Source organism: Synechococcus sp. HK01-R (assembly GCF_014217855.1).
In the GTDB taxonomy this organism is placed as follows: domain Bacteria; phylum Cyanobacteriota; class Cyanobacteriia; order PCC-6307; family Cyanobiaceae; genus Synechococcus_C.
Genome location: NZ_CP059059.1, coordinates 57744 through 81861, shown reverse-complemented (window position 1 = coordinate 81861; position 24118 = coordinate 57744). Strand labels below are relative to the sequence as shown.

The window sequence follows — 24118 nt, the reverse complement described above, 5'->3', positions numbered from 1 at the left end:
CAAACGCTAGGCGCCGAAGCCATGGGTGCCCAGGTGGCTGCGAAGCTCTGTTTCGATCTCCCGAGGGTGGATGAGCCAGGCGCTTGCGGCTGGCGTGGTCAGACTTTGTACAAGAGGTGATTCCTGCTCGAGGGCAAGTAAGCGCTGGCCATCCCAGAGACGTAGCCCGCCTCGGTAGGGGTGATACCCCCGCAGTTGCTGATGACGGAGTCCGCAGCAGGTTTCCGCATCCATGCCCTGCTGCTCAGAAAGGCGTCTGGCGAGAGCAAGGGCCTCAAGCTGCTGTTCGCTGCTCAGATGCTCGACGGCACTGGCCTTGAGGAGCTGTCGATCGAGAAAGCGTTGGCAGAGGTTGGCCAGAGGTGCTGGGCCGTCCTCTGCCCAGCGCAGTAGGTGGTACCCGGTCCGTAGATCGTCATTGGCGAGGAACGCGTTGAGATCCAACTGTTTGGGCGACCACAGCCACCGCTTCAAAACCGCATCGCACCAGACATCCCCGGGGCCGAGCTGTCGGGCGATGCGGATCACCTGTTCCAGAAGCCAGTTGCAAACCACATTGAGTCGATGGCTGTAAACACTGCGGTACATCAGATTGCGCACCACGAGGTAGTGCTCCACTGCCATCAGCCCCTTCGGATGGATGGCCAGTTCACCATCAGGTGCCAGGGTGAGCGCCGAAAGGATTCGCTCCAGATCGAGTTGTCCGTAGCGGGTTCCAGTGCTGTAGCTGTCGCGCAGTAGATAGTCCAGACGGTCGCAATCCAATTGGCTGCTGACGAGCGCTTTGATCACGCTGCGTTCAGCCTTGTCATGCCCCAGCAGGTTGGCCACAGCATCAGCCGTGCCAGCGCTGTGGGCATCGAGCAACGGGCGGATCTGTGGGTGCTCACGCACGAGTCGCGCTGACCACTGCTCGTGATGCAGACCGAACATCTCCTCGCCGGTATGACTGAGCGGTCCATGGCCCAGATCATGGAGAAGTGCCGCGGCATACAGGGTGCCGCGATGGCATTCCAGGGTGGGGTCTTTGGACACCAGCCGATCAAGGGCCTGGCGCGCCAGATGAAAAACCCCAAGGGAATGGGTGAAACGACTCGATTCAGCACCGTGAAAGGTGAGAAAGGCGGGACCCAGTTGTCGGATACGACGTAGGCGTTGGAATGGTTGGCTGTCGACGAGGGCCATGACCATGGCCTCAGCGGGCCGGCTGGCATCGAGCCGGATGCTGCGATGGAGGGGGTCGTGGAATGTTCGGCTGCTCATGGCTGCGGGTCGGGTTCCGGGTCCGTGGACGCCGTTCTGCGATCCAGTAGCGATTCCATAAACCGTTCGGCATCCAGGAGCCAGCGATCTCCTTCGCCTCCAGGATTCAAGGGCTCTGGCTGATCCAGCAGGCGATCTGGCTCCAGTCCTTGACCCTGGATGTCCCGGCCGCTTGGTGTGACGTAGCCCGCCACAGTGATGGCCAGACCGCTGCCATCACTGAGATTGGTCAGGGTCTGGATCAGTCCTTTGCCAAAGGTTCGGCTTCCGAGCAGCTGGGAGCGCCCGTCGTCTTGGAGGGCACCCGCCAGAATTTCACTCGCGCTGGCCGTCCCTTGATTGACAAGGGTGACCATCGGCCCGCTGTAAATCTCCCCCTGACCAGCCTGAATGGGATCGGCGATTCCATCTCGGTTGCGGGTTTCCACGATCGGCTGATTGCTGAGGAAGGCATCTGCCACGCTCAAACCAGCACTGACCAGCCCTCCGGAGTTGTTGCGAAGGTCGAGCACCAGGCCCTCAATTCCCTTCTCGGAGAGCTCTCGTAGTGCTTCCTGCACTTGGTCTGGCACACCATCGCTGAATTGGGTGATCCGCAGGTATCCAAGCGTGTGACTGTCGCTGCGTAGGCGCCTTGTACGCACTGGCCTGAGATCCACATACCGACGCTCGAGCGTTACTTCGCTCTGGGTGTCATCCGCTGACAGCAAGGTGAGCACCACCTGGGTTCCCGCCTCGCCGCGAAGGCGGGCAGCCGTGGCTTCGAGCCCAAGGCTTTCTGTGGTTTCTCCATTCACGGCCAGCACCAACGTGCCACTGACCAGGCCTGCATCAGCCGCGGGTGAGCCCTCGAGGGCCGCGATCACCACGATCTTGCCGTCATCACTGCGGTGCCCAAGTTGCAGCCCTACTCCGCTGAGGCTGCCTTCGTTACTGGCCTTCATGACGTCGTAGTCCGCTGGCCGCAACAGTCGGGTGTAGGGATCGCCGATCGGCGCGAGCATGGCATCGATGGCGTCATAGGCCTGGCCACTGGATTCGATGGATCCCTCTAGGGCTTTCTGGCGCAGCCTTCGCCAGTGGATGGCATCGAAGCGCGACGGGTCGACATAGCTCTGGTTCACCAGCTTCCAGCTCTCCACCACGAGCTGCTGCGCATCGTTGAGCGCCAGGGCTTGAGGGGCGATGGCGAGGGCGATCACGAGCAGGCTGATCAGCCCACAAGCCAGTCGCCGCAATTGGTTTGCCAGGTCGTTAACAGTCGGCAACATTGGCTTCATCCCGGACGCGATCGCTGGAACGTGTTCAGTAGACTCTCGCAATCCAAGCCCACCTCTGCATGGCGAACTCCTCACCCGTCTACGACTGGTTCCAGGAACGTCTTGAAATCCAAGACATCGCTGATGACATCAGCAGCAAGTACGTCCCACCCCACGTCAACATCTTTTATTGCCTGGGCGGGATCACCCTGGTCTGTTTCCTGATTCAGTTCGCGACTGGGTTCGCGATGACCTTTTATTACAAGCCGACGGTGGCAGAGGCCTACAGCTCGGTTCAGTACCTGATGACCGACGTCAGCTTCGGATGGTTGATCCGCTCGGTCCATCGCTGGAGCGCCTCCATGATGGTGCTGATGCTGATTCTTCACGTGTTCCGCGTTTATCTCACCGGGGGGTTCAAGCGTCCCCGTGAGCTCACCTGGGTGACGGGCGTGACCATGGCCGTGATCACCGTGTCCTTCGGTGTGACTGGCTACTCACTCCCCTGGGATCAGGTTGGTTACTGGGCTGTGAAGATCGTGTCTGGCGTTCCCGCCGCCATTCCTGTGGTCGGCGATTTCATGGTTGAGCTGCTTCGCGGTGGTGAGAGCGTTGGTCAGTCCACCTTGACCCGCTTCTACAGCCTCCACACGTTTGTGATGCCCTGGCTGCTGGCCGTGTTCATGCTCATGCACTTCCTGATGATTCGGAAGCAGGGCATCTCCGGCCCCTTGTGATCCATTTCATTCGCTTCACATCCTGAAGCGGATACCGAACAGCTTTTTCTACCGTTCGTACAACCCCGTCCTGCATCATGCACATCCTCAAGAAGCCGGATCTCACCGATCCAAAGCTGCGGGCCAAGCTGGCCAAGGGCATGGGCCACAACTATTACGGTGAGCCTGCCTGGCCCAACGATCTCCTCTACATCTTCCCGGTTGTGATTCTGGGAACCTTTGCCTGTGTGGTGGGCCTCGCCGTTCTTGATCCGGCCATGCTCGGCGACAAGGCTGATCCCTTTGCTACCCCTCTCGAAATTCTTCCTGAGTGGTACCTCTACCCCGTGTTCCAGATTCTGCGGGTTGTCCCCAACAAGCTTCTCGGTATCGCTCTGCAGACGCTTGTTCCTCTGGGCCTGATGCTGGTTCCCTTCATTGAGAGCTTCAACAAGTTCCAGAACCCCTTCCGCCGTCCAGTGGCGATGGCCGTTTTCCTCTTCGGAACTCTCACGACCATCTACCTGGGTATTGGTGCTGCACTCCCGATCGACAAGTCTCTGACCCTCGGTCTCTTCTGAGCAACGTCCTGCTCTTTGCAGGAATGAAACCCGGCCTTTGGCCGGGTTTTTTTATGGCTGATCGTCCAGACTCAGGATGTCGACATCGTCAGGGTTGACCCTCAGCATGTGATGCAGGAGTAAGAATCCGACGATCGTCCAGGTTTGGTAGGTGCGGGACTGTTGTCCTACCCAGGTCCCTGTTGGCCCATCGAAGTATTCGGCCCATTGCTGACGGGGCAGTTGGTTGAGATGACTCCAATAGCTCTCTTCAAGAAGAGCCTTCATTTGGCCCATGAGCAGAACGTCGGCGTGTGGGTTTCGCCGCTCATGCAGAAGGATGGAAGCACCGAAAAACCAGAGAAGGCTTGGCCAGTGTCCACCGTTGTGGTAGCTCCATGGCCAGTTTTTGGGGTCTGAGCCAGTTTTGTTCTGCCATTCGAGACCGTCCATCGGCGGATGGCATATGCGCATGGGCATCTGGGCCATCAGATCGTCACGGTTGTGCAAGACCAGGCGGAATAGTGCCCGCTGCTGGGGGCTGGTCAGCAAGCCGAAGAGACAGGCCAGTGAATTTCCCAGGCTGTAGAAGCGAAAGTCGGGTCTGCCGGTTCGCATGTTGCCAATCAGATAGCCGCCGCGGTTTTCCAGCCAGTCCTGCAACCAGTCGGGGATGACCTGGGGCTGAACGTTGAATTCGTTCTGGTGCTGGTTCTCCCCGTACTGTTCTGTGGGCCGTCGTCGAAGCACTTGCATCGTCTTGCTGGTGACCCAGTAGTGCTTCAAGAGGAAGCCGCGCAGGTCATGCACCCATTGCCTCGTGAGCACCAGGCGCTGATCGAGCAGCCTGCTGTTGTGCTGACTTCTGCAGAGTTCCATGAGGTGGATGCAGCTGCGAAGCGAGCCATAGAGCAGCACTTCCACTTCGAGTGGTGCGCCCCACACGTCCATTGGACGATCAATCATGAACGCGCAGTCCGGCACGAAGAGCACGGGGGTGCCCTCGAAGGTTGGATGCAGGACCAGATCAAGCAGCAGCTGGATCCCCCGCTGCACTTTTTGGCTGGCGCCGAAACTGTGATCGCCGCTGTGTTTGACGTAGAGCCAGCAGATCACTGGCCACCAGAGGCTCGCATCGACGGATGTGATCCTTCCGATCGATCGTTGTCCGTAGTCGGCGATCAGCTCCTGGTTTTCCTCCACGAAACTGGTGGGGAAAACACCGCGGGTCTGGTAGGTGGTGCTCTGAAGATCCAGGCACACACTCAGGAACTGCTTCACCACATCGAAGCGGCGCTGGGTTAGCAGGTAAACCATCACCGGCACGTTGTCGCGCAGGAAGATCTCTCCGTAGTTGAGAGCTCCGTCGGAGCTGGGGTGCTCCAGTGCCGCCACGCTTCCCGCCAGTGCACCACCAACGGAAATCAGAGTGCGTTCGAAATGCTCCCTTGCCTTCTCGACGACTTGGTCTTCCTTGGAGCTGGGTCGCACACGCTGGTGCTGCTGGCTGAATCGACCTGCCATGGTTCGTTGCTCAGGAGATCCTGATCAGACCGTAGTGATTGCAAGCGTTTTGGCCAGTGGAAGCAAGTCTGGAGATCTGGTGACGCCCCTGAGGTTGCGAGTAGGGGAGTTGATGGGTTATGTTTTTGGACTGCGCAGGAAGCCGAAGGGCGGAAGGCGCAGCCGGGAGGAGCACAAGGGAAGCGAGAGCTTTTGTGTGGTTCGATCGGTGCTTACAAGACCAAGAGGGAGCGATCCCACGGTGTTGTAAGTTTCACAAGCGGTCGCGAGAGGCCGCACAGCCCACCGCTCCTGAGAGGGAGCGCGACGGCAGAACCTGGACAATCGAAAAGTTTAGGAACTGACGCTTTCATCGCGTCGAGGTCTTGAAACGAGCCGCGAGGTGAGTGGAAGGCTTTGATGAAAGAGCGATGAAGGTGTGAGGTCCCGTCAAACAATGTCGTTGCGATGAAGTCATTCGCTGCAACGGTGAGGTTTTCACGAGCCTGACTGTTGCCGGTGTGCGAATTGATGGAGCAACAACCGGATCTGAGATCCTGGAAAGTCATGGATAGAGAAATCTAGAAGTGCACTCTTAAGAACCCTTTCTGTGTCAGCTGAAAGGAGGCCTCAACTGCAATGAGTGAAAACTGAATTGTGGGTGACGCAAATCAATTTGAGGTGATGTAAGTCATCAAAAGGAATTGATCTACAACGGAGAGTTTGATCCTGGCTCAGGATGAACGCTGGCGGCGTGCTTAACACATGCAAGTCGAACGAACCTTCGGGTTAGTGGCGGACGGGTGAGTAACGCGTGAGAATCTGCCCTCAGGAGGGGGACAACAGCTGGAAACGGCTGCTAATACCCCATATGCCGAGAGGTGAAACGAATTTCGCCTGAGGATGAGCTCGCGTCTGATTAGCTAGTTGGTGTGGTAAAGGCGCACCAAGGCATCGATCAGTAGCTGGTCTGAGAGGATGATCAGCCACACTGGGACTGAGACACGGCCCAGACTCCTACGGGAGGCAGCAGTGGGGAATTTTCCGCAATGGGCGAAAGCCTGACGGAGCAACGCCGCGTGAGGGATGAAGGCCTCTGGGCTGTAAACCTCTTTTCTCAAGGAAGAAGATCTGACGGTACTTGAGGAATAAGCCACGGCTAATTCCGTGCCAGCAGCCGCGGTAATACGGGAGTGGCAAGCGTTATCCGGAATTATTGGGCGTAAAGCGTCCGCAGGCGGCCCATCAAGTCTGCTGTTAAAAAGTGGAGCTTAACTCCATCATGGCAGTGGAAACTGTTGGGCTAGAGTGTGGTAGGGGCAGAGGGAATTCCCGGTGTAGCGGTGAAATGCGTAGATATCGGGAAGAACACCAGTGGCGAAGGCGCTCTGCTGGGCCATAACTGACGCTCATGGACGAAAGCCAGGGGAGCGAAAGGGATTAGATACCCCTGTAGTCCTGGCCGTAAACGATGAACACTAGGTGTCGGGGGAATCGACCCCCTCGGTGTCGTAGCCAACGCGTTAAGTGTTCCGCCTGGGGAGTACGCACGCAAGTGTGAAACTCAAAGGAATTGACGGGGGCCCGCACAAGCGGTGGAGTATGTGGTTTAATTCGATGCAACGCGAAGAACCTTACCAGGGTTTGACATCCTGCGAATCTCCTGGAAACGGGAGAGTGCCTTCGGGAACGCAGTGACAGGTGGTGCATGGCTGTCGTCAGCTCGTGTCGTGAGATGTTGGGTTAAGTCCCGCAACGAGCGCAACCCACGTCTTTAGTTGCCAGCATTCAGTTGGGCACTCTAGAGAGACCGCCGGTGATAAACCGGAGGAAGGTGTGGATGACGTCAAGTCATCATGCCCCTTACATCCTGGGCTACACACGTACTACAATGCTACGGACAAAGAGCAGCAAGTTCGCGAGGACAAGCAAATCTCATAAACCGTGGCTCAGTTCAGATCGTAGGCTGCAACTCGCCTACGTGAAGGAGGAATCGCTAGTAATCGCAGGTCAGCATACTGCGGTGAATACGTTCCCGGGCCTTGTACACACCGCCCGTCACACCATGGAAGTTGGCCACGCCCGAAGCCGTTACTCCAACCCTTGTGGAGGAGGACGTCGAAGGTGGGGCTGATGACTGGGGTGAAGTCGTAACAAGGTAGCCGTACCGGAAGGTGCGGCTGGATCACCTCCTAACAGGGAGACAAACAATGATTTTGATGCCTGAGTAGTTTTATTCTTAGGCCGAAATTCTGTCACCTTAGGTCGATCGGTACCTCAGCTTTGAAGTTAAGAGTGAACTGGAAACAGTGAGCTGCTTAATGGAGATTTTTAGTTCCTAAACTTTGTCTAGGTCACACCCCAAAAGGGATGAGACTCCTGGGCCATTAGCTCAGGTGGTTAGAGCGCACCCCTGATAAGGGTGAGGTCCCTGGTTCAAGTCCAGGATGGCCCATTCGGTGTTGGGGGTTTAGCTCAGTTGGTAGAGCGCCTGCTTTGCAAGCAGGATGTCAGGAGTTCGAGTCTCCTAACCTCCACTGACCGAACTTTAATTCCCATCTCCAGAAGTTTGGAGTATGAGCTCGATTGGAGTGTGATTTAGATGTGTCCGCTAGAGGAACCCAGCTTCCTGTCATTCCTGCGATAGAGAGAAATCTATCGATGGTTGATAAGATGCTGGGCTCGAATCAGGTGATCAAGCAATTGGTGATTTGATTTGAAGTCTGGCAGAACCTTGACAACTGCATAGGTGAGTCTGGAAAGAATAAAGCATCTCATGGATGATGCGATGACTCTGAATGATGATCCGAAAGGGTGATGATGAGGAGTGATTGCAAATTCTATCGAGCAAGAGCCGAGACTCCATCACGTTCTTCTAATTGTGTCGAGCAATGAGGAGTTAGATCTTTGATTCAGCAATGAATCAGAGAGAATCTGTTTCAACGACAGCAAGCGTGTTGGAGATACATTGGTCAAGCTACAAAGGGCTCACGGTGGATACCTTGGCACACAGAGGCGATGAAGGACGTGGTTACCTGCGATAAGTCTCGGGGAGCTGGAAACACGCTTTGATCCGGGAATTTCCGAATGGGGCAACCCCTAGAACGGCCGCCTGAATCCATAGGGCGGTGCGAGCCAACCCAGCGAACTGAAACATCTTAGTAGCTGGAGGAAAGGAAAGTAAAAACGACTCCCTAAGTAGCGGCGAGCGAACGGGGAAGAGCCTAAACCGATGCTTTCGAGCATCGGGGTTGTGGGACAGCAATGTGGAAAAGGAATGTTAGTGGAAGTGTTTGAATGGCACACCACAGAGGGTGAAAGTCCCGTACACGAAAACTGAACTGACCTAGCTGTATCCCGAGTAGCACGGAGCACGTGAAATTCCGTGTGAATCCGCGAGGACCACCTCGTAAGGCTAAGTACTCCTGTGTGACCGATAGCGAAACAGTACCGCGAGGGAAAGGTGAAAAGAACCCCGGGAGGGGAGTGAAATAGAACATGAAACCGTGAGCTTACAAGCAATGGGAGTCCGACTGATCGGATGACCGTGTGCCTGTTGAAGAATGAGCCGGCGACTTATAGGCACTGGCGGGTTAAACCGGGAATGGTGGAGCCATAGCGAAAGCGAGTCTGAATAGGGCGTTTGTCAGTGTTTATAGACCCGAACCCGGGTGATCTAACCATGGCCAGGATGAAGCTTGGGTGATACCAAGTGGAGGTCCGAACCGACTGATGTTGAAAAATCAGCGGATGAGCTGTGGTTAGGGGTGAAATGCCAATCGAACCCGGAGCTAGCTGGTTCTCCCCGAAATACGTTGAGGCGTAGCGTCTCGTGCTCCAGCAGGGGGGTAAAGCCACCATTTCGGTGCGGGCTGCGAGAGCGGTACCAAATCGAGATGAACTCTGAATACCCTGTGTGTAGCGAGGCAGTCAGACTGTGGGGGATAAGCTCCATGGTCGAGAGGGAAACAGCCCAGACCGCCAGCTAAGGTCCCCAAATCAACGCTAAGTGATAAAGGAGGTGGGATTGCCCAGACAACCAGGAGGTTTGCCTAGAAGCAGCCATCCTCAAAGGAGTGCGTAATAGCTCACTGGTCGAGCGATCCTGCGCCGAAAATGAACGGGGCTAAGCGTTGTACCGAAGCTGCGGATTTATGGTAGGGGAGCGTTCCATGTGGGGTGAAGCGTTAGCGTGAGCGGGCGTGGACTGCATGGAAGTGAGAATGTCGGCTTGAGTAGCGAAAACATGGGTGAGAATCCCATGCACCGAAACCCTAAGGGTTCCTCCGGCAGGCTCGTCCGCGGAGGGTTAGTCTGGACCTAAGGCGAGGCCGAAAGGCGTAGTCGATGGATAACAGGTCAACATTCCTGTACCGGTTATGTTTTGGGAAGAGGGACGGAGAAGGCTAGCCAAGCCAGATGTTGGTTACTGGTTCAAGCGTTCGAGGCGTTGAGGATCGGCGAAAACGATCCGAGCTGAGGCGTGAGTACGAGCTGCTACGGCAGCGAAGTTGGTGACGTCATGCTTCCAAGAAAAGCTCTATACCCGTTAAGGCATAACTGCCAGTACCCGAAACCGACACAGGTGGGGTGGTAGAGAATACCGAGGTGCGCGAGGTAACTCTCTCTAAGGAACTCGGCAAAATGGCCCCGTAACTTCGGGAGAAGGGGTGCCAGCGCGAGCTGGTCGCAGTGAAGAGTCCCAGGCGACTGTTTACCAAAAACACAGGTCTCCGCTAAGTCGCAAGACGATGTATGGGGGCTGACGCCTGCCCAGTGCCGGAAGGTTAAGGAAGCCGGTCAGCGTAAGCGAAGCTGGCGACTGAAGCCCCGGTGAACGGCGGCCGTAACTATAACGGTCCTAAGGTAGCGAAATTCCTTGTCGGGTAAGTTCCGACCCGCACGAAAGGCGTAACGATCTGGGAGCTGTCTCGGAGAGAGGCTCGGCGAAATAGAATTGTCTGTGAAGATGCGGACTACATACACCCGGACAGAAAGACCCTATGAAGCTTTACTGTAGCTTGGTATTGTGCCCGGGCTCTGAATGCGCAGGATAGGTGGGAGACGTTGATCTAGTGCTTGCGGGTACTAGGGAGTCAATGGTGAGATACCACTCTTTCAGAGCTAGGGTTCTAACGTTCACCCGTTATCCGGGGAGCGGACAGTATCAGGTGGGCAGTTTGACTGGGGCGGTCGCCTCCTAAAAGGTAACGGAGGCGCGCAAAGGTTTGCTCAGGCTGGTTGGAAATCAGCCGTCGAGTGCAAAAGCAGAAGCAAGCTTGACTGTGAGACCTACAAGTCGAACAGGGACGAAAGTCGGCTTTAGTGATCCGACGGTTCTGAGTGGAAGGGCCGTCGCTCAACGGATAAAAGTTACTCTAGGGATAACAGGCTGATCTCCCCCAAGAGTTCACATCGACGGGGAGGTTTGGCACCTCGATGTCGGCTCATCGCAACCTGGGGCTGAAGTCGGTCCCAAGGGTTGGGCTGTTCGCCCATTAAAGCGGTACGCGAGCTGGGTTCAGAACGTCGTGAGACAGTTCGGTCCATATCCGGTGTATGCGTAGGAACATTGAGAGGATTTCTCCCTAGTACGAGAGGACCGGGAGGAACGCACCTCTGGTGTACCAGTTATCGTGCCAACGGTAAACGCTGGGTAGCCATGTGCGGAGTGGATAACCGCTGAAAGCATCTAAGTGGGAAGCCCACCTCAAGATGAGTGTTCCCATGGGGTAACCCAGTAAGGTCACGGGAAGAACACCCGTTGATAGGCTCTACGTGGAAGTCCAGTAATGGATGCAGCGGAGGAGTACTAATAGACCGAGGGCTTGACCAACATTTGGTTCTTGCCTGAGAGACAAGTTTTATTCAATTCAGACGTCATCACTGAAGAGTGATGGGAGCCTATGCAGTTCTCAGGGTTCATACCTTGAGGATTGAACTATCCTGGTGTCCATGGCGCTGTGGTCCCACTCCGATCCATCTCGAACTCGGTTGTGAAACGCAGCAGCGGCGACGATATTTGGGGGGTAGCCCCCTGAGAAAATAGCTCGATGCCAGGTAAAACAATTCTCAAAATCAACGTTTAGCGAATGGAGAACCATTGCAACGTTGCAGGAAAGCCACCCGGAAGGGTGGCTTTTTTGTTGGCAGACTCCTCCACGCGCTACCGTTTGGTGAGGTTTTAGATCAACGCGTCGACTTGCTCAAGGGAGTGGATCACGCGATGTCCGCGAGGGTTTTGATCTGGATTGCCTGGCCTTAGGCTGAACAACACTTGCATGCCCGCTTCTTGGGCGGCATCACATTCCACGCCGTTATCGCTGATGAAGGTGATCGATGCGGCTGGAATTTTGAGTTGATTGGCGATTGTCACGTAGCTGGTGGTCTCTTTTTTGCTGCCTGTGTGGGTGTCAAACCAACCGCTAAATAGCTCCCTTAGATCTCCCGAAATCGTGTGTGCATAGAGCAGTTGTTGCGCTTTGATGCTGCCTGATGAATACACCGCTAGCTTTAAACCTTCTTTTTTCCAGCGCTTGAGCGAAGTGATTGTTTCTGGGTACAGGTCGGCCTTGATGTCACCCTTCTGGAATCCCTCTGCCCAAAGGTGGCCTTGCAAGTCTTTCAGGGATGTGGCTTTCCGATCCGTTTGAATCAATAGCTGCCAATAGTTTTCCAGTGCTTGTCGTTCTTGCAGATTTGAGGCTTTTGCCTCCTGCAGGATTGCTTGTGCAGTGTTGTCACTATCTTGCTCCCACTCCCGCCATGCTGCCCTGGCAATGTCTTGAATGATCACCTCATCGCCATGCTCTGCAAGGAAAGACGAAAGGTGTGTTTGCGCATATGGGAAGAGAATGTCTGCGACAAATGTCACGGGGCAGGTTGTGCCTTCAATGTCGAGCAACAGGCATTCAGTCATGACCATCTCCCTAGCAGAAGGCTTTCGCGCCAGTGCAAATCCAGCAGGAACTCAAGGATCTCCACATGTCGACGTGCATCGTTCAATGTCTTCCCCCACGCGTAGAGGCCGTGACCAGCGACAAGCAGTCCGTGCGCTTTTCCAGGCAGATGCTTTGAAGCCGTAGCGCTCAGTGACTTGAGATTTTGATCATTGGCAATGATCGGAACCGACACACTTGTGTCGTGCGTGTCGATGCCTTCGAGTCCTTTCAGCATCTCCCAGCCCTCGAGCCTGAGGGACCCAGATGCGGCGTGATGTTTGGACAAAAGAGTGGCTGCCGGTGAATGGGTGTGGAGAACTGATCCTGCGTTGCAATCGTGGATCACCTGAAGGTGCAACAACGTTTCTGCGCTTGCCTTTCCCTCTCCCTTCACCACGGTGCCTTGGGCGTTCACCTCAATCAGTTGGTCTGCCTGTACGAGCCCCTTGTCGACACCGCTTGGTGCCATCAAAAGGCGGAGTGGGCTGTGCTCTAGGACGACACTGAAATTTCCGCCGGTGCCATCACACCACCCCCGCTGATGAAGGGCATGAATGGTGTCCACGAGTTGCTGTGGGGGCGTTCTCAATGCCATCCGCTTGGGGGTACTTTCCAGTCCTAGTCGAGGGCGGAGCCATGCACAACATGGCACCATCTGCGCACCTCAGTGTTGACAGCCAGGGCACCAGTGGGTGCTGCGTCCTGCGAGTTTCTCGCGCTGAATCGTGCCCCCGCAGCGACTGCAACTCTGACCCGTGCGCCGATACACCGATGCTTGGCCGCCGTAGTTGCCGTTGACGCCTTCAAGATCGCGGAAGTCGCTGAACGTGGTCCCGCCGACCCCGATACTGATCTCCAGCACTTGCACCAGGGCATCGCGCAGTTGTTGTAATTGCTGCAGGCTCAGGCTCCCTGCACGAGTTTGTGGCGCGATTCCTGACGCGAACAGGCTTTCGTCGGCGTAGATATTGCCGGCTCCCGCCACCACGGCTTGATCCAGCAACGCTGCCTTGATCGATCGGCTTGAGCCTTTCAGCTTTTGCTTGAGGTAAGCCGCGCTGAATGCATCGTCAAAAGGCTCAGGCCCAAGGGTCTTGAGGCCCGTCATGACGTGTTCGGCGGGTTCACCTGGCGGTACCCACCACATCTCTCCAAAACTGCGAAGATCCACGAACCTGAGCTCTTGGCCCTCGGGATTCCAGAAGCGGACACGGGTGTGTCGGCAAGTGGATGATGGCTCTGGATGCCACTGAAACTGTCCGGTCATGCGGAGGTGCACACCCCAGAGACCGGCATCAGCTATGCCGTCCGTTGAGAGCTCCTGAGTGCTGGCATGGAGGTTGGCGATCAGGTATTTGCCCCGCCGTTTCCAAGCACCAACACGGGTTCCCTGCAGGGCCTCAGCAAACAAAGAGGATCCACCAGGACTCGCAATGGCACGGTCCCGGCAGACCTCGACACTTTCAATAACGAATGATTCGAGACGACTCGCCAGTCCGCGGCGAACCGTCTCAACCTCTGGCAGTTCAGGCAAGGGCCTCAGGCGGGCTCGAGCTCGGCTTCTGCAAAGTTGTTGGTGTTGATTCCACCTTCGGAGCCGGAGATGCCGTTGTAGTTCACCTTCTCGAAGCGAACGACGACGGGATAGCGGATGCCAGAGGTGTCAATCGAGGCAACGGTGCCCACTTCGTTGAACCAGTAGGACTCGGGGCGCTTGATGCGCACCTTGTCACCGCGGGAGATCGCCATCGCTGCGGAGGGTCGGGATGCAAGGCGAGCGTATCGCCGTATGGGCGTGTGGATGCATGGAGCGTCACAGAATGTCGTTCGCCATGGCAGCATCCAGCCCCGTCTGTTCGTTTGCAGTGAGCTCTAGCCAGATTCCTGATCCCCCGGCTCTGGAGCTCGATCTCCCTGATCCTGAACGGGACGATCTCAGCACGCTCGAATTTTTGGCTCAGCTGGAGCAAGCCTGGGCCGTTTGCGATCGATTTGATCTCCAGACAGAGATCTGGCGTGGCCGCATTCTCCGGGCCGTCCGCGACCGCGAGAAGCGCGGTGGCGAAGGACGCGGTGCTGGCTTTCTGCAGTGGTTAAGGGAGAGAGAGATCAGTAAGACCCGTGCCTACAGCCTGATTCAGCTGGCTGAATCAGCGGATGATCTGGTGGGTGGAGGACTGCTGCAGGCGGACAGCGTCAATCAGTTTTCCAAGCGGGCTTTTCTAGAAACGGCACAGGCGGCCCCCGAGGTGCAGCTGATGATTTCAGAAGCGGCCAATGAGGGACAAGAGATCACTCGCAAGCAGGTGAGGCGCCTGACCGATGAGTTCACGGCGGCCACCAGCCCGTTGCTGCCGGAGGAGATCCGACAGCGGACTCAGGAGAATCTTCTGCCCCCCAAGCTGGTGGCTCCCCTGGTGAGGGAGCTGGCCAAACTCCCGGAACCTCAGCAGGAGGATTTGCGCCGGGCGCTGCGGGATGAACCGGAACTAGACCGTGTCAAAGACGTTACGAGTACGGCCCGTTGGATTCATAAGGCGACTGAATCAGGGGTGGCCGTTCGCGCTTTTCAGCAGGGCGAGCTCGACCTGGAGAAGGCCATGCAGGAGGCGCAACGGCTTGACGCCCTTGGTTTGCTTGCGGATGCGGTGGGCCAGGCCCAGGCTCTGGAATCGGCCGTTTTGAAGCTCCATACCTCCTGGCGGCGTCTCGGTGGCCTGCAGGAGCGTCTCTGGGTTGAGAGTGGAAGCAGCACGCCCTATCTGCGCGATGTGCTTTCGGCTCTGCAGAGCCTCAGCGGTGCGACCCTGAGGGTCTCCTTGGGCGAACTGGCCGGAGGAAAGCGGGTGCGTTTGCAGCTGGTGGAGGAGTCGCCTGACCAGCTGGAGCCACCGGTCATCCCCTAGATCTGGCGGTGCCTAAACTGGATCCGCCATCTGTGGTGTTGTTTGGATCCCCTGCTGGCATCGCTCAGGCAGCATTACGGATGGGATGCGTTCCGTCCTGGTCAACGTTCGGTCATCGAGGCTCTCCTGGATGGTCGCGATTCCCTTGTGGTGCTTCCCACCGGCGGCGGCAAATCGCTGTGTTACCAGTTGCCCGCTCTTGTTCGGGGCGGACTGGTCCTGGTGATCTCTCCCCTTGTGGCCCTGATGGACGATCAGGTGCGACAGCTGCGGGCGCGCGGCATTGCTGCAGCTTCGCTCCATGCCGGCGTGGATCCGGAAGCGCGCCGTCGCATGCAGCAGATGCTTGCCGACGGTGGGCTGCGCCTGCTTTATCTCGCTCCTGAACGTCTCCAGCACGACTGGGTGCGCCGTGTCGTTGCTGACTCCGCCAGGCAGGGGCGCTTGGTGGCTCTTGCGGTAGATGAGGCCCACTGCATCAGCGCCTGGGGCCATGACTTTCGACCGGACTACCGGCGTCTTGGGGAGGTTCGGGATCTCTGCCCGGGTGTGCCGGTGGTGGCCCTGAGCGCCACGGCAGCGCCCCAGGTCAGGGCTGACATTCTGCGCCTGCTGGCCCTGCAGAGGCCCCTGGTGCAGGTTGGTTCTGCGCGACGGGACAACTTGGTGTACACCATGCGCCGTCGCCCTAAAGAGCCCCTGCCCCAGGTGCTCGCCGCCCTGCAAGAGGCCCGTGGCGCTGCTTTGATCTACGCGCGTACCCGACGGTCAGTGGAACGCTGGGCCGCTCGCCTCCGCGATGAGGGGATTGAAGCGATCTCGTATCACGCCGGTCTCGAGGTCGAGGCGCGCCAGCAGGCTCTCCATCATTTTCTTGAAGCGGATCGTCCCGTCCTGGTGGCCACAGTGGCCTTTGGGATGGGTGTGGATCGCGCCGATGTGGGTCTCGTCCTGCACCTCGACCTCCCCTCGACTCCTGAGGGGTATCTGCAGGAGTCAGGTCGAGCCGGGCGTGATGGTTTGCCGGCCCAGTGTTTGGTGCTTTTTTCCCCAAGAGATCGCACCAGCTTGGGGTGGGCGATGCAGGCCTCGTTGCAGCGGCAGAGCGGCTCTGACTACCCGCCTGAAGAACGCTGGCGTCTGGAGCAGGCGCAACGAAAGCTTCGGCGCATGGAAGCGGTGGCAGAGGGCGGGGACTGCCGCCAACAGGCGTTGCTGTTGGCGGTCGGTGAGCTCTCACCGCCCTGTGGTCGCTGTGATCGATGCCTCAGCAAGGGCTCCTTGGCCGACTGGTCAGAACAGGCCGTTGAGGTGCTGAAGGCATTGGACCAGGGGCAGGGGCATGACCTGCGCTCGCTCACGGAGGCTCTTTCAGAGCAGGAGCCTCAGCGTTGGGGCTGGCTGGCCAGACGGTTGGTGCAGGAGGAGCTGATTCAGGAAAGCGATGACGGCATCCAGCGTCTGTACCTCAGGGACAGTGGTCGCCGGTTTCTGCGGCAGCCCTGGCCCCTGCGCTTTGTGGCTTGAATTCAGCCTTTGCTGCTCTTGCAGCGGTCTTTCACCAGATCATCCTCAAAGCCACTCTGGGGTGCACTCCAGCTTTTCCAGGATCCATCGGCTCCGGTGACATTGATCTTGTTTGCGGCGCAATTGACGGCGATGTAGAGGGGCTTGCCATCGGAGTTGAGCGTGGGGGCTACATCGCTGCCACCCATCGACTGCCAGTTGGCCCAGTCCACCTGAAGCGGGCCATAGGTTCGCCAGTCGGCATCCTTGGGCTGCACGGATTTGCTGGTGGGTTTCGCCGAGGCTTTGGCCGTTTGAGTGGGCTTGGCTGTTTGAACCGGTCGCGCAGTTTCGACGGCTTTGGCTGTCTGACTCTTCGGAGCGGGTTGGGCTTTTGGAGCAGGTTGTGTGGCTTCGACGGTCTGTTTGATGGGATTGGGTTTGGGTGTGGTTCCGCGAAGCATCAGCTTTGTGCCAACGGTCACCTTGTTGGGATCGGTCAGGTCGTTGAGCTGAATGAGGGTGGCCACGGGCACGTCATAGGCCTTGGCGATCTGGGTCAACGTTTGGCCGCTGGCCACGGTGTGGGCCGTGGCCTTGGGATTGGCCTTGATCGCTACAGGCTTGGGTTTGGGGGCTTGTTTCGGTTTGGGCTTGGGCAACACAGCGTTGCTCGGCAGCTTCAGGGTTGCTCCAAGTTCAACGTGGTCTGCGCTGGGAAGGTTGTTGAGCGCGATCAGCGCCTTCTCGCTGACGCGGTAGCGATCGGCAATGCCGCTCAACGTGTCACCACTGCGCACGGTGTGGCGGCCAGATCCAGCAACCACGCGGGGTCCTGGGACTTGCAGCGTCTGCCCCACTTCCACATGGTTGGCATCCCGCAGCCCGTTCATGCGCATCAGAGCGCCAACGGAGATGCCGTAACGGTCGGCAATGTCGGAGAGGGTGTCACCTGATTTGACGGTGACAGTGCCCGCGAAGCTCGGCAGGGGCAGCAGAACCGCCAGGGCCAGGGCGGCAATGGTGGTGCGGCGCATGCGTCTCGGTCGGCTGGGCGAACCATAAGGTGTCCAGCCGGCGATGCCAGTCTCGGATCAGCCGAGCAGTCGTTTGATCAGCCCTCGGCTGATGGCATAGGGCGGGTAACGCAGTCGTGCATCCAGCGCGAAGGAGCGCTTCAGCACAGCCCGTTCATGGGAGAAGGTCCGGAATCCCGCTTCCCCGTGATAGGCCCCCATTCCGCTAGCGCCTACGCCCCCGAAGGGCAGTTCGGGAACACCCACCTGCATCACCACATCGTTAAAACACACCCCACCAGAGCTGGTGCCCTGAAGCAGCATGGCCCTGTCTTGGGCCTCTCCTCCAAACAGATACAGCGCCAGCGGTTTCGGCTGCCGACGGATCCTTGTGATCGCCTCCGCGAGGTTGTCCACGCAGATCATGGGCAGCAGGGGGCCGAAGAGTTCGTCCTCCATCAGGGGATCGTCATCGCAATCCACCTGAATCACTGTTGGTGCCATACGCAGGGTGTCCGCGTTGCTCTCACCACCGATCAGCACCTGTCCGCTCTGCCGAGCCCCCTCCAGCAGCGCATTGAGTCGTTGGAAGTGGCGGCCATGGATGAGATGGGCCAGATCAGGGGATTGCAGCGGCTGCTCTCCATAAAGCTCGAGGCGGGCTTGGGCCAGAGCTGCCAGTAGCGGCTCTCGAATGCTCGCTTGAACCAAGAGATGGTCGGGGGCGATGCAGGTCTGCCCTGCATTCAGCCCCTTGCCCCAGATCAGCCGTCTTGCAGTCACGCTCAGATCCGCTCCTTCAAGCACCACCGCCGGACTTTTCCCCCCCAGCTCAAGCGTCACAGGGGTGAGGTGCGGTGCCGCACCAGCAAGCACTCTGGCGCCAATGGCTCCACTTCCAGTGAAGAAGATGTGGTCGTATCCCTGATCAACGAGGGCGGCGGCGACAGGCCCTTCACCCTCCACCACCTGCACCACGTCCTGCGGGAAATAGCTGGGAAGTAAACGAGCGATCAGGGATGAGGTCGCCGGAGACTGCTCGGAGGGTTTAACCACAGCGGTGTTGCCAGCGGCGAGGGCACTGATCAGCGGCTGCAGAGTGAGATGGAAGGGATAATTCCAGGGGCCAATGATCAGCACGCAGCCCAGCGGCTCTCGGATGACCTCCGCTTTGCCCGGACGTTGCGCAAGGGGCACGGGCACGGGCCGAGGACGCATCCAGCGGCGCAGCTGGCGTCGGCAAAGTTTCAGCTCCTGCCGCAGGGCCAGGATCTCGACCATGCCCTCCAGCTCCGGTTTGCCCAGGTCTTGATGCAGGGCGGCAAGAATCTCGTCTTCGTGCTCCTCCACCAGAGTGGCGACTGCCTGCAGCTGACGACGTCGCCAGCCTTCAGCGCGGGTGTCGCCCCTCTGCACTGGGGCGCGCAGGGCTGCCAGATCCGGTAGGGCCTGGCTCACCGGGACGGTTGAGCTGGTCATGGCTGGGGACGGACTGCCGTCATGCTCGCAACCTGCTTGCCGTTCTGTGGGCAGCGCTGGCGTGACGCCTCCCCCCAGCGCTACCACCAGTGAAGGAGAGACGGCGATGAGGCATGGAGCAGCCCTGGTGGAGCGGTGCTGTGATCTATCAGCTGATCGTGCGTAGCTACGCCGATGGCAACGGCGATGGCACGGGTGATCTCCAGGGCCTTGCATCGCGGCTGCCCTATCTGCGTTGGTTGGGTGTGGATGCCCTCTGGTTGACACCGATCTATCCATCACCCCTGCAGGACGGCGGTTACGACATCACCGATTTCAAGGAGATTCACCCCGACCTCGGAGATCTCGCCGCGTTCCATCGCTGTCTCACCGCAGCCCATTCCCAGGGGATCAAGGTGATCCTCGACCTGGTGCTCAATCACACCAGCACGCTGCATCCCTGGTTCCAACGCGCCCGCTGGGCAGCGAAGGGAAGCCCGGAGCGGGAGGTCTACGTGTGGAGTGATGACCCGCAGCGCTACGCCGATGCGCCGGTGTTGTTTCGACACTTCGAGGCCTCCAACTGGGAATGGGACCCGGTGGCTGAGCAGTACTACCTGCATCGCTTCCTCCGCCATCAGCCAGACCTCAACTACGAGAACCCCCTTGTGCAGCAGGCGATGCTCGAGGTGGTGGACTTTTGGATCGAGCGGGGGGTGGATGGCTTCCGGCTCGATGCCGTGCCCTTTCTCTTTGAGCAGGAGGGATCCCGCTGTGAGGGCTTACCCCAGACCCATGCCTTTTTGAAGCTGTTGCGGCAGCGGGTGGAGCGGCATGGCCGTGATGTGCTTTTACTGGCTGAGGCGATTCAGCCAGTGGATGAGGCGGCGCCCTATCTGGCGGATGAGGAGCTGCATGGGGCGTTCAATTTCGTGCTGACAGCCCATCTCTTCGCCGCGATCGCCAGTGGCAGCACACGGGATCTTCGCCTCTGTCTCGAGGCCTCCCATCAGGCCGTTCCCGGATGTCGCTGGGCCCTGCCTCTGCGTAACCACGATGAGCTTTGGCTTGGCGATGGACACCTGGTGCCTGAGGAGCTGATCCAGTCGATCCGTACAGGACTGCATCAAGGGCAGGGGCATTGGCTCAACTGGGGAATCAATCGACGCTTGGCACCCCTGCTCAATGGTGACCCTGGGTCCAACCGGGTGCTGCACGCACTCCTCTACAGCCTTCCAGGCATGCCTTGCCTCTACTACGGCGATGAGCTGGGTATGGGTGACTGGCCCGGGTTGAGGGATCGTGACCCCAACCGAACGCCGATGGCTTGGACCCCTGCCCGCAACGGTGGATTTTCCACCGCTCCGGATCCTCTGCTGGTGCTGCCACCGATCACCGCTCCTGGGTACGACTATCGGGTGGTGAATGTGGAGGTGCAAAAGCAACTGCCAGGTTCTCTGCTGAATTGGCATCGGCGGATGCTCACCTGCCGACGGCTGTTGCCTGCCTTGCGCAGTGGTGATTTCACCCTGCTCGACTGCGCCCACCCTGCGGTGATTGCCTACAGCCGCTGCAGCGAGTCGATGACGGTGCTCGTCGCAGCCAATCTTTCTGCTGCTGGAGCCTCCTTCCGGCTGGATCTGAGTCGCTGGCTGGGCCAGCGCACGCGAGAGGTGCTCTGGGGCTGTGAGTTCCCTGAAGCGGGGCCCAACTGGTTCGTCTACCTCCCGGCCCACGGCTTCAGTTGGTGGTTGATCGGTGAGGTGGAAGAGATGCGTGACGATCTCGAACCGCAGGGCCTGTGACCGGGCCTGAGTGCTTTAGAGCCTGAGGTCGATGGAGGGTTCGGCAAGGTTGCCGTTGGTGCGACTGTCTGCGAGCAATGACTGCACCTCAGGCGCCAGGCGCTCGGCGTCCGCTTGATCCACCATGGCCAGGCGGCAGCGGCGCGCCAGCACATCGGTGACCGTGCGGGCGTGTTCCCGTTCGATCGCGTGCCGCAATTCGCCTCGACAAAGAGGAATCACTTCGCTCAGGGGCCGCCGCTCAGCCGCAGGCCACCCGGCCAGAAGCTTGGGGGCTTCCAGTCCATGGCTGGCTTGAAGATGGTCGATCTGGCGCTGCCGCAGAGGGGTGTCGGGCAGGAGCTCTTCCAGCTGTTGCTGTTGCTCGCACAAGCGCTGCGGGGTGCGTTCCGGACTGCCATCAGCACCGAGCAAAGGCAGGGCAGTGGGCTCGGGAAGCGACTGCCCAAGCTGTTTCTCCACCGCCGCCAGGGTGTCGAGAGCCATGGGCCGGCAGGTGGTCCATTTGCCTCCCATCACGCTCACCAAGCCGCAGCTCAGAGTTTCCACTTCGTGTTCGCGAACCACGCGGCTGCTGCTGCGATTGGCTCCCGCGGGGCGCAACAGGGGGCGGCCGCCAGCCCAACTGCTGCTGATCCTGAGCTCGCTGAGGAAGGGAAACCAGCGCTGCACGTACGACAGCAGATAGGCGTGTTCTTCAGGTGAAGGGGTCTGGGCCTGCTCGAGAGGGCAGGGGGTATCGGTCGTGCCGACGAGGGTGCGGCCGAAGAACGGCAGCATGAACAGAACCCGTCCGTCATTGGTGGCCGGTAGCAGCAGGCCGATGCCCTGCGGGCAGAGATCGGCTTCGAGCACCAGATGCACGCCTCGGCTCGTGAGCATGCGGGGCGGCAGGTCGGGATCGGCCATGTGGCGAATGGCATCCGCCTGGATGCCGGTGGCATTCACCACCACCTGGGCCTGCCAGCGTTCTTCGCGGCCATCGTCCCCCAGGCTGAGGACAGCGCAGATCCGACCTTGGCCATCACGCTCGAGTTGGGTGACTCGGCAGCCGGTGCGGATCTCGGCGCCGGCTTGTTCGGCAGTGAGGGCCAGAAGCAGATTGAGGCGGGCATCGTCGAACTGTCCATCGCTGTAGGCCACACCACCGTTCAGCTCTGGTTGCAGCCCAGGGAGGGCCTCACGCAGCTGTTGCGACGACAGCCAGCGACTGGAGCCAATGCCAGTTCGCCCCGCAAGGGCGTCGTAGAGGCCAAGGCCAACGCGGTAGTAGGCCTGGCCCAGCCGGTTGCTGGTGGGCAGGGCGAGTTCGAGCCGATGAGCCAGAAAGGGCGCCTGTCGCAACCAATGGCCCCGTTCAAGTAAGGCTTCGCGCACCAGGCGGAGCTGGGCGGGATCAGCTGTTTTGAAGGCCAGTTCCAGGTAGCGCACGCCACCGTGAAGCAATTTGGTGCTGCGGCAGCTGGTGCCACCGCCGAGATCGGACGCCTCCAGTAGAGCCACCTTGAGGCCGCGGCGTACGGCCTCATAGGCCACGCTCGCACCGCTGGCGCCGCCACCGATCACGACAAGGTCGAACAACTGGTTCATGCCTGGCCTCCTTGGCTCCAGTGCAGGCTGCGGCGCACGGCGTCATCCCAACGCTCACGCCAGCGGTTCCGTTGCGGGCCATCGATTTGAGGCATGAACACGCTGGCTCCATCCACGCGCTGCACCTGCAGGGCTCGAAGATCCCCCACGGCACCGCACTCCATACCGGCCAGCAAGGCCACCCCCCTGGCGGTGCTCTCCAGGCTGGCCGGTCGGCGCACCCGCAGGCCCGTGCTGTCGGCCTGCGCCTGAAGAAGTGGATCGGAGGCTGCCGCTCCCCCGTCGACGGCTAGTTCGCCAAGCCCTTGCCCCAGGGCCGTTTCTGCCAGATGCACCAGGGTGGCCACCGATAGGGCGATCCCCTCGAGGGCGGCCCTGGCGATATGGCGCCGATCGCTGTCTCGGGTGAGGCCGATCAGCAGCCCCCTGGCTTCCGGGTCCCAATGGGGGGTGCCCCAGCCGGTGAAGGCTGGAACCAGCATCACGCCGGCGGCGGAGTCCACCTGGGCAGCCAGCGCATTGATTGCTTCGGTGCTATCGATGATCCCTAGGCCGTCGCGCAGCCATTGCACGACGGTGCCGGCATTGAAGAGGCTTCCCTCCAGGCAATAGGTGGGAGTGCCATCGGCATCGGTCCAGCCCAGCGTGGTGAGTAGGCCGGCATTCGAGCGGCGGATCACTGAGCCGGTGTTCACGACAAGAAAGGCGCCGGTGCCGTAGGTGCACTTGGCTTCCCCGGGATCCAGGCAGAGCTGGCCGAGGGTGGCGGCTTGTTGATCGCCAAGCAGGGCCTTGATCGGCACACCCGCGAAGGGCAGCCCTTTGGTGATCGCGCCAAAGTCGCCGCGGCAGGGCACCAGCTCCGGTAACGCGGAAAGGGGCAGACTGGCTTGCTCACAGAAGGCGTCCACCCACTGCCGCTGCTCCAGATCCATCAGCAAAGTGCGGCTGGCATTGCTCATATCGGAGCAGTGCCGCGTGCCCCCGCTCAGGTGCCAGAGCAACCAGCTCTCCACGGTGCCGAAGCACAGGTCATCGCGAGACGCTGCCGCATTGGCGGCCGCCTCATGCAGCATCAGCCAACGGATCTTGCTGGCGCTGAAGTAAGGATCGAGCAGCAGGCCGGTGCGTTGGCGCCACTCTGTCTCCAGTCCCTGCTGTTTCCATTGCCGGCATAGGTCGGCGGTGCGGCCGTCCTGCCAGACGAGGGCTGGTCCGCAGGGGGCGCCGTCGTTGCGCTGCCACAGCACGGTGGTTTCCCGCTGGTTGGTGATGCCGCAGCAACTCACGGCCTGGCGTTGCTCGGGGCTGAGGGCCTTCTCCAGATCGGCCATCGCCTGGAGTTGGCTCTGCCAGATCAGCCTGGGATCCTGCTCCACCCAGCCATCAGCTGGGTAGTGGATCGCCAGAGGGGCTGAGGCGCTGGCGATCAGGTGGCCCTCGGAGTCAAAGAGAGCGGCCCTGGAGCTGCTGGTGCCCTGGTCCAGGGCCAGAAGGAGCGGCTTGTCTGCCATGGCCATGCCGTTTTCCAAGTGCTAGCGCCGAGGCAGAGCGCTGCAAAGCGGTCCTTTCCTTTGTTGGCTGGCGCTGCCTGG

At 59.4% G+C, this 24118-nt stretch carries 16 protein-coding genes, 2 tRNA genes and 3 rRNA genes; 10 read left to right on the top strand and 11 right to left on the bottom strand.

From position 1 onward, the window contains the following. Positions 1-6: 6 nt before the first annotated feature. Positions 7-1263 (bottom strand): HD domain-containing protein, encoded by a 1257-nt coding sequence (locus H0O21_RS00405; RefSeq protein ID WP_185190024.1) that lies wholly within the window; start codon positions 1261-1263, stop codon positions 7-9. Beyond that, complete coding sequence (gene ctpZ / locus H0O21_RS00400) at positions 1260-2534, bottom strand: carboxyl-terminal processing protease CtpZ (RefSeq protein ID WP_370523062.1); 1275 nt, start codon at positions 2532-2534, stop codon at positions 1260-1262. The genes H0O21_RS00405 and ctpZ overlap by 4 nt, the downstream gene beginning before the upstream one ends. 68 nt (positions 2535-2602) lie before the next feature. Here ctpZ and petB point away from each other — a divergent pair, with 68 nt between their 5' ends. Then, entirely contained in the window at positions 2603-3259 is a 657-nt protein-coding gene (gene petB / locus H0O21_RS00395; protein WP_006042106.1) for a cytochrome b6, read from the top strand. A gap of 77 nt (positions 3260-3336) precedes the next feature. After that, entirely contained in the window at positions 3337-3819 is a 483-nt protein-coding gene (petD, locus tag H0O21_RS00390) for a cytochrome b6-f complex subunit IV (protein ID WP_185190022.1), read from the top strand. Positions 3820-3870: 51 nt separating this feature from the next. On the opposite strand, the gene H0O21_RS00385 is transcribed toward petD, so the two are convergent. Further along, positions 3871-5322, bottom strand: coding sequence for a glycoside hydrolase 100 family protein (locus H0O21_RS00385; protein ID WP_131457068.1), 1452 nt, complete (start codon positions 5320-5322; stop codon positions 3871-3873). Positions 5323-6012: 690 nt separating this feature from the next. On the opposite strand from H0O21_RS00385, the gene H0O21_RS00380 reads away from it, so the two are divergent. The 5 genes from H0O21_RS00380 (at position 6013) to rrf (ending at position 11363) form a co-directional block, all read left to right on the top strand. Further along, positions 6013-7497, top strand: a 16S ribosomal RNA gene (locus H0O21_RS00380). 185 nt (positions 7498-7682) lie between these two features. Then, positions 7683-7756, top strand: a tRNA-Ile gene (locus H0O21_RS00375). A 9-nt stretch (positions 7757-7765) separates the two neighbouring features. Further along, a tRNA-Ala gene (locus H0O21_RS00370) sits at positions 7766-7838 on the top strand. A gap of 433 nt (positions 7839-8271) precedes the next feature. Further along, positions 8272-11137, top strand: a 23S ribosomal RNA gene (locus H0O21_RS00365). 109 nt (positions 11138-11246) lie between these two features. Beyond that, a 5S ribosomal RNA gene (rrf, locus tag H0O21_RS00360) occupies positions 11247-11363 on the top strand. The 16S, 23S and 5S rRNA genes sit together here with 2 tRNA genes alongside, the layout of an rRNA operon. Positions 11364-11485: 122 nt before the next feature. Here the strand turns inward: rrf and mtnC are convergent. From mtnC to H0O21_RS00340, 4 genes are all read right to left on the bottom strand, one after another. Further along, positions 11486-12220, bottom strand: coding sequence for an acireductone synthase (gene mtnC, locus H0O21_RS00355; protein ID WP_185190021.1), 735 nt, complete (start codon positions 12218-12220; stop codon positions 11486-11488). Next, positions 12217-12837 carry a methylthioribulose 1-phosphate dehydratase gene (gene mtnB / locus H0O21_RS00350; protein ID WP_185190020.1) on the bottom strand — a complete coding sequence of 207 codons (621 nt, stop codon included), beginning with the start codon at positions 12835-12837 and terminating at the stop codon, positions 12217-12219. The genes mtnC and mtnB overlap by 4 nt, the downstream gene beginning before the upstream one ends. A 69-nt stretch (positions 12838-12906) precedes the next feature. Next, positions 12907-13776, bottom strand: a complete 870-nt coding sequence (locus H0O21_RS00345; protein ID WP_185190019.1) for a DNA-formamidopyrimidine glycosylase — start codon at positions 13774-13776, stop codon at positions 12907-12909. Between the two features lie 5 nt (positions 13777-13781). After that, on the bottom strand, positions 13782-13991 hold the full coding sequence (locus tag H0O21_RS00340; RefSeq protein WP_131456023.1) for a photosystem I reaction center subunit IV: 210 nt from the start codon (positions 13989-13991) through the stop codon (positions 13782-13784). 116 nt (positions 13992-14107) lie between these two features. Here H0O21_RS00340 and H0O21_RS00335 point away from each other — a divergent pair, with 116 nt between their 5' ends. Together H0O21_RS00335 and H0O21_RS00330 are read left to right on the top strand one after the other, a co-directional pair. Next, positions 14108-15148, top strand: coding sequence for a hypothetical protein (locus H0O21_RS00335; RefSeq protein WP_131456025.1), 1041 nt, complete (start codon positions 14108-14110; stop codon positions 15146-15148). Between the two features lie 42 nt (positions 15149-15190). Beyond that, positions 15191-16675, top strand: a complete 1485-nt coding sequence (locus H0O21_RS00330) for an ATP-dependent DNA helicase RecQ (protein WP_185190018.1) — start codon at positions 15191-15193, stop codon at positions 16673-16675. Positions 16676-16677: 2 nt separating this feature from the next. Here the strand turns inward: H0O21_RS00330 and H0O21_RS00325 are convergent, their stop codons facing one another. Both H0O21_RS00325 and H0O21_RS00320 read right to left on the bottom strand, forming a co-directional pair. Further along, complete coding sequence (locus tag H0O21_RS00325; protein WP_185190017.1) at positions 16678-17691, bottom strand: LysM peptidoglycan-binding domain-containing protein; 1014 nt, start codon at positions 17689-17691, stop codon at positions 16678-16680. A gap of 57 nt (positions 17692-17748) precedes the next feature. Further along, on the bottom strand, positions 17749-19149 hold the full coding sequence (locus H0O21_RS00320) for an aldehyde dehydrogenase family protein (RefSeq protein WP_185190016.1): 1401 nt from the start codon (positions 19147-19149) through the stop codon (positions 17749-17751). Between the two features lie 113 nt (positions 19150-19262). Here H0O21_RS00320 and H0O21_RS00315 point away from each other — a divergent pair, with 113 nt between their 5' ends. After that, entirely contained in the window at positions 19263-20933 is a 1671-nt protein-coding gene (locus H0O21_RS00315; protein WP_185190015.1) for an alpha-amylase family protein, read from the top strand. 15 nt (positions 20934-20948) lie between these two features. On the opposite strand, the gene H0O21_RS00310 is transcribed toward H0O21_RS00315, so the two are convergent. Both H0O21_RS00310 and glpK read right to left on the bottom strand, forming a co-directional pair. Continuing rightward, a complete protein-coding gene (locus H0O21_RS00310; RefSeq protein WP_185190014.1) occupies positions 20949-22523 on the bottom strand; it encodes a glycerol-3-phosphate dehydrogenase/oxidase in 1575 nt (524 codons plus the stop codon). Continuing rightward, on the bottom strand, positions 22520-24037 hold the full coding sequence (gene glpK / locus H0O21_RS00305; RefSeq protein ID WP_185190013.1) for a glycerol kinase GlpK: 1518 nt from the start codon (positions 24035-24037) through the stop codon (positions 22520-22522). Before glpK ends, H0O21_RS00310 begins: the two co-directional genes overlap by 4 nt. Positions 24038-24118 lie beyond the last annotated feature (81 nt).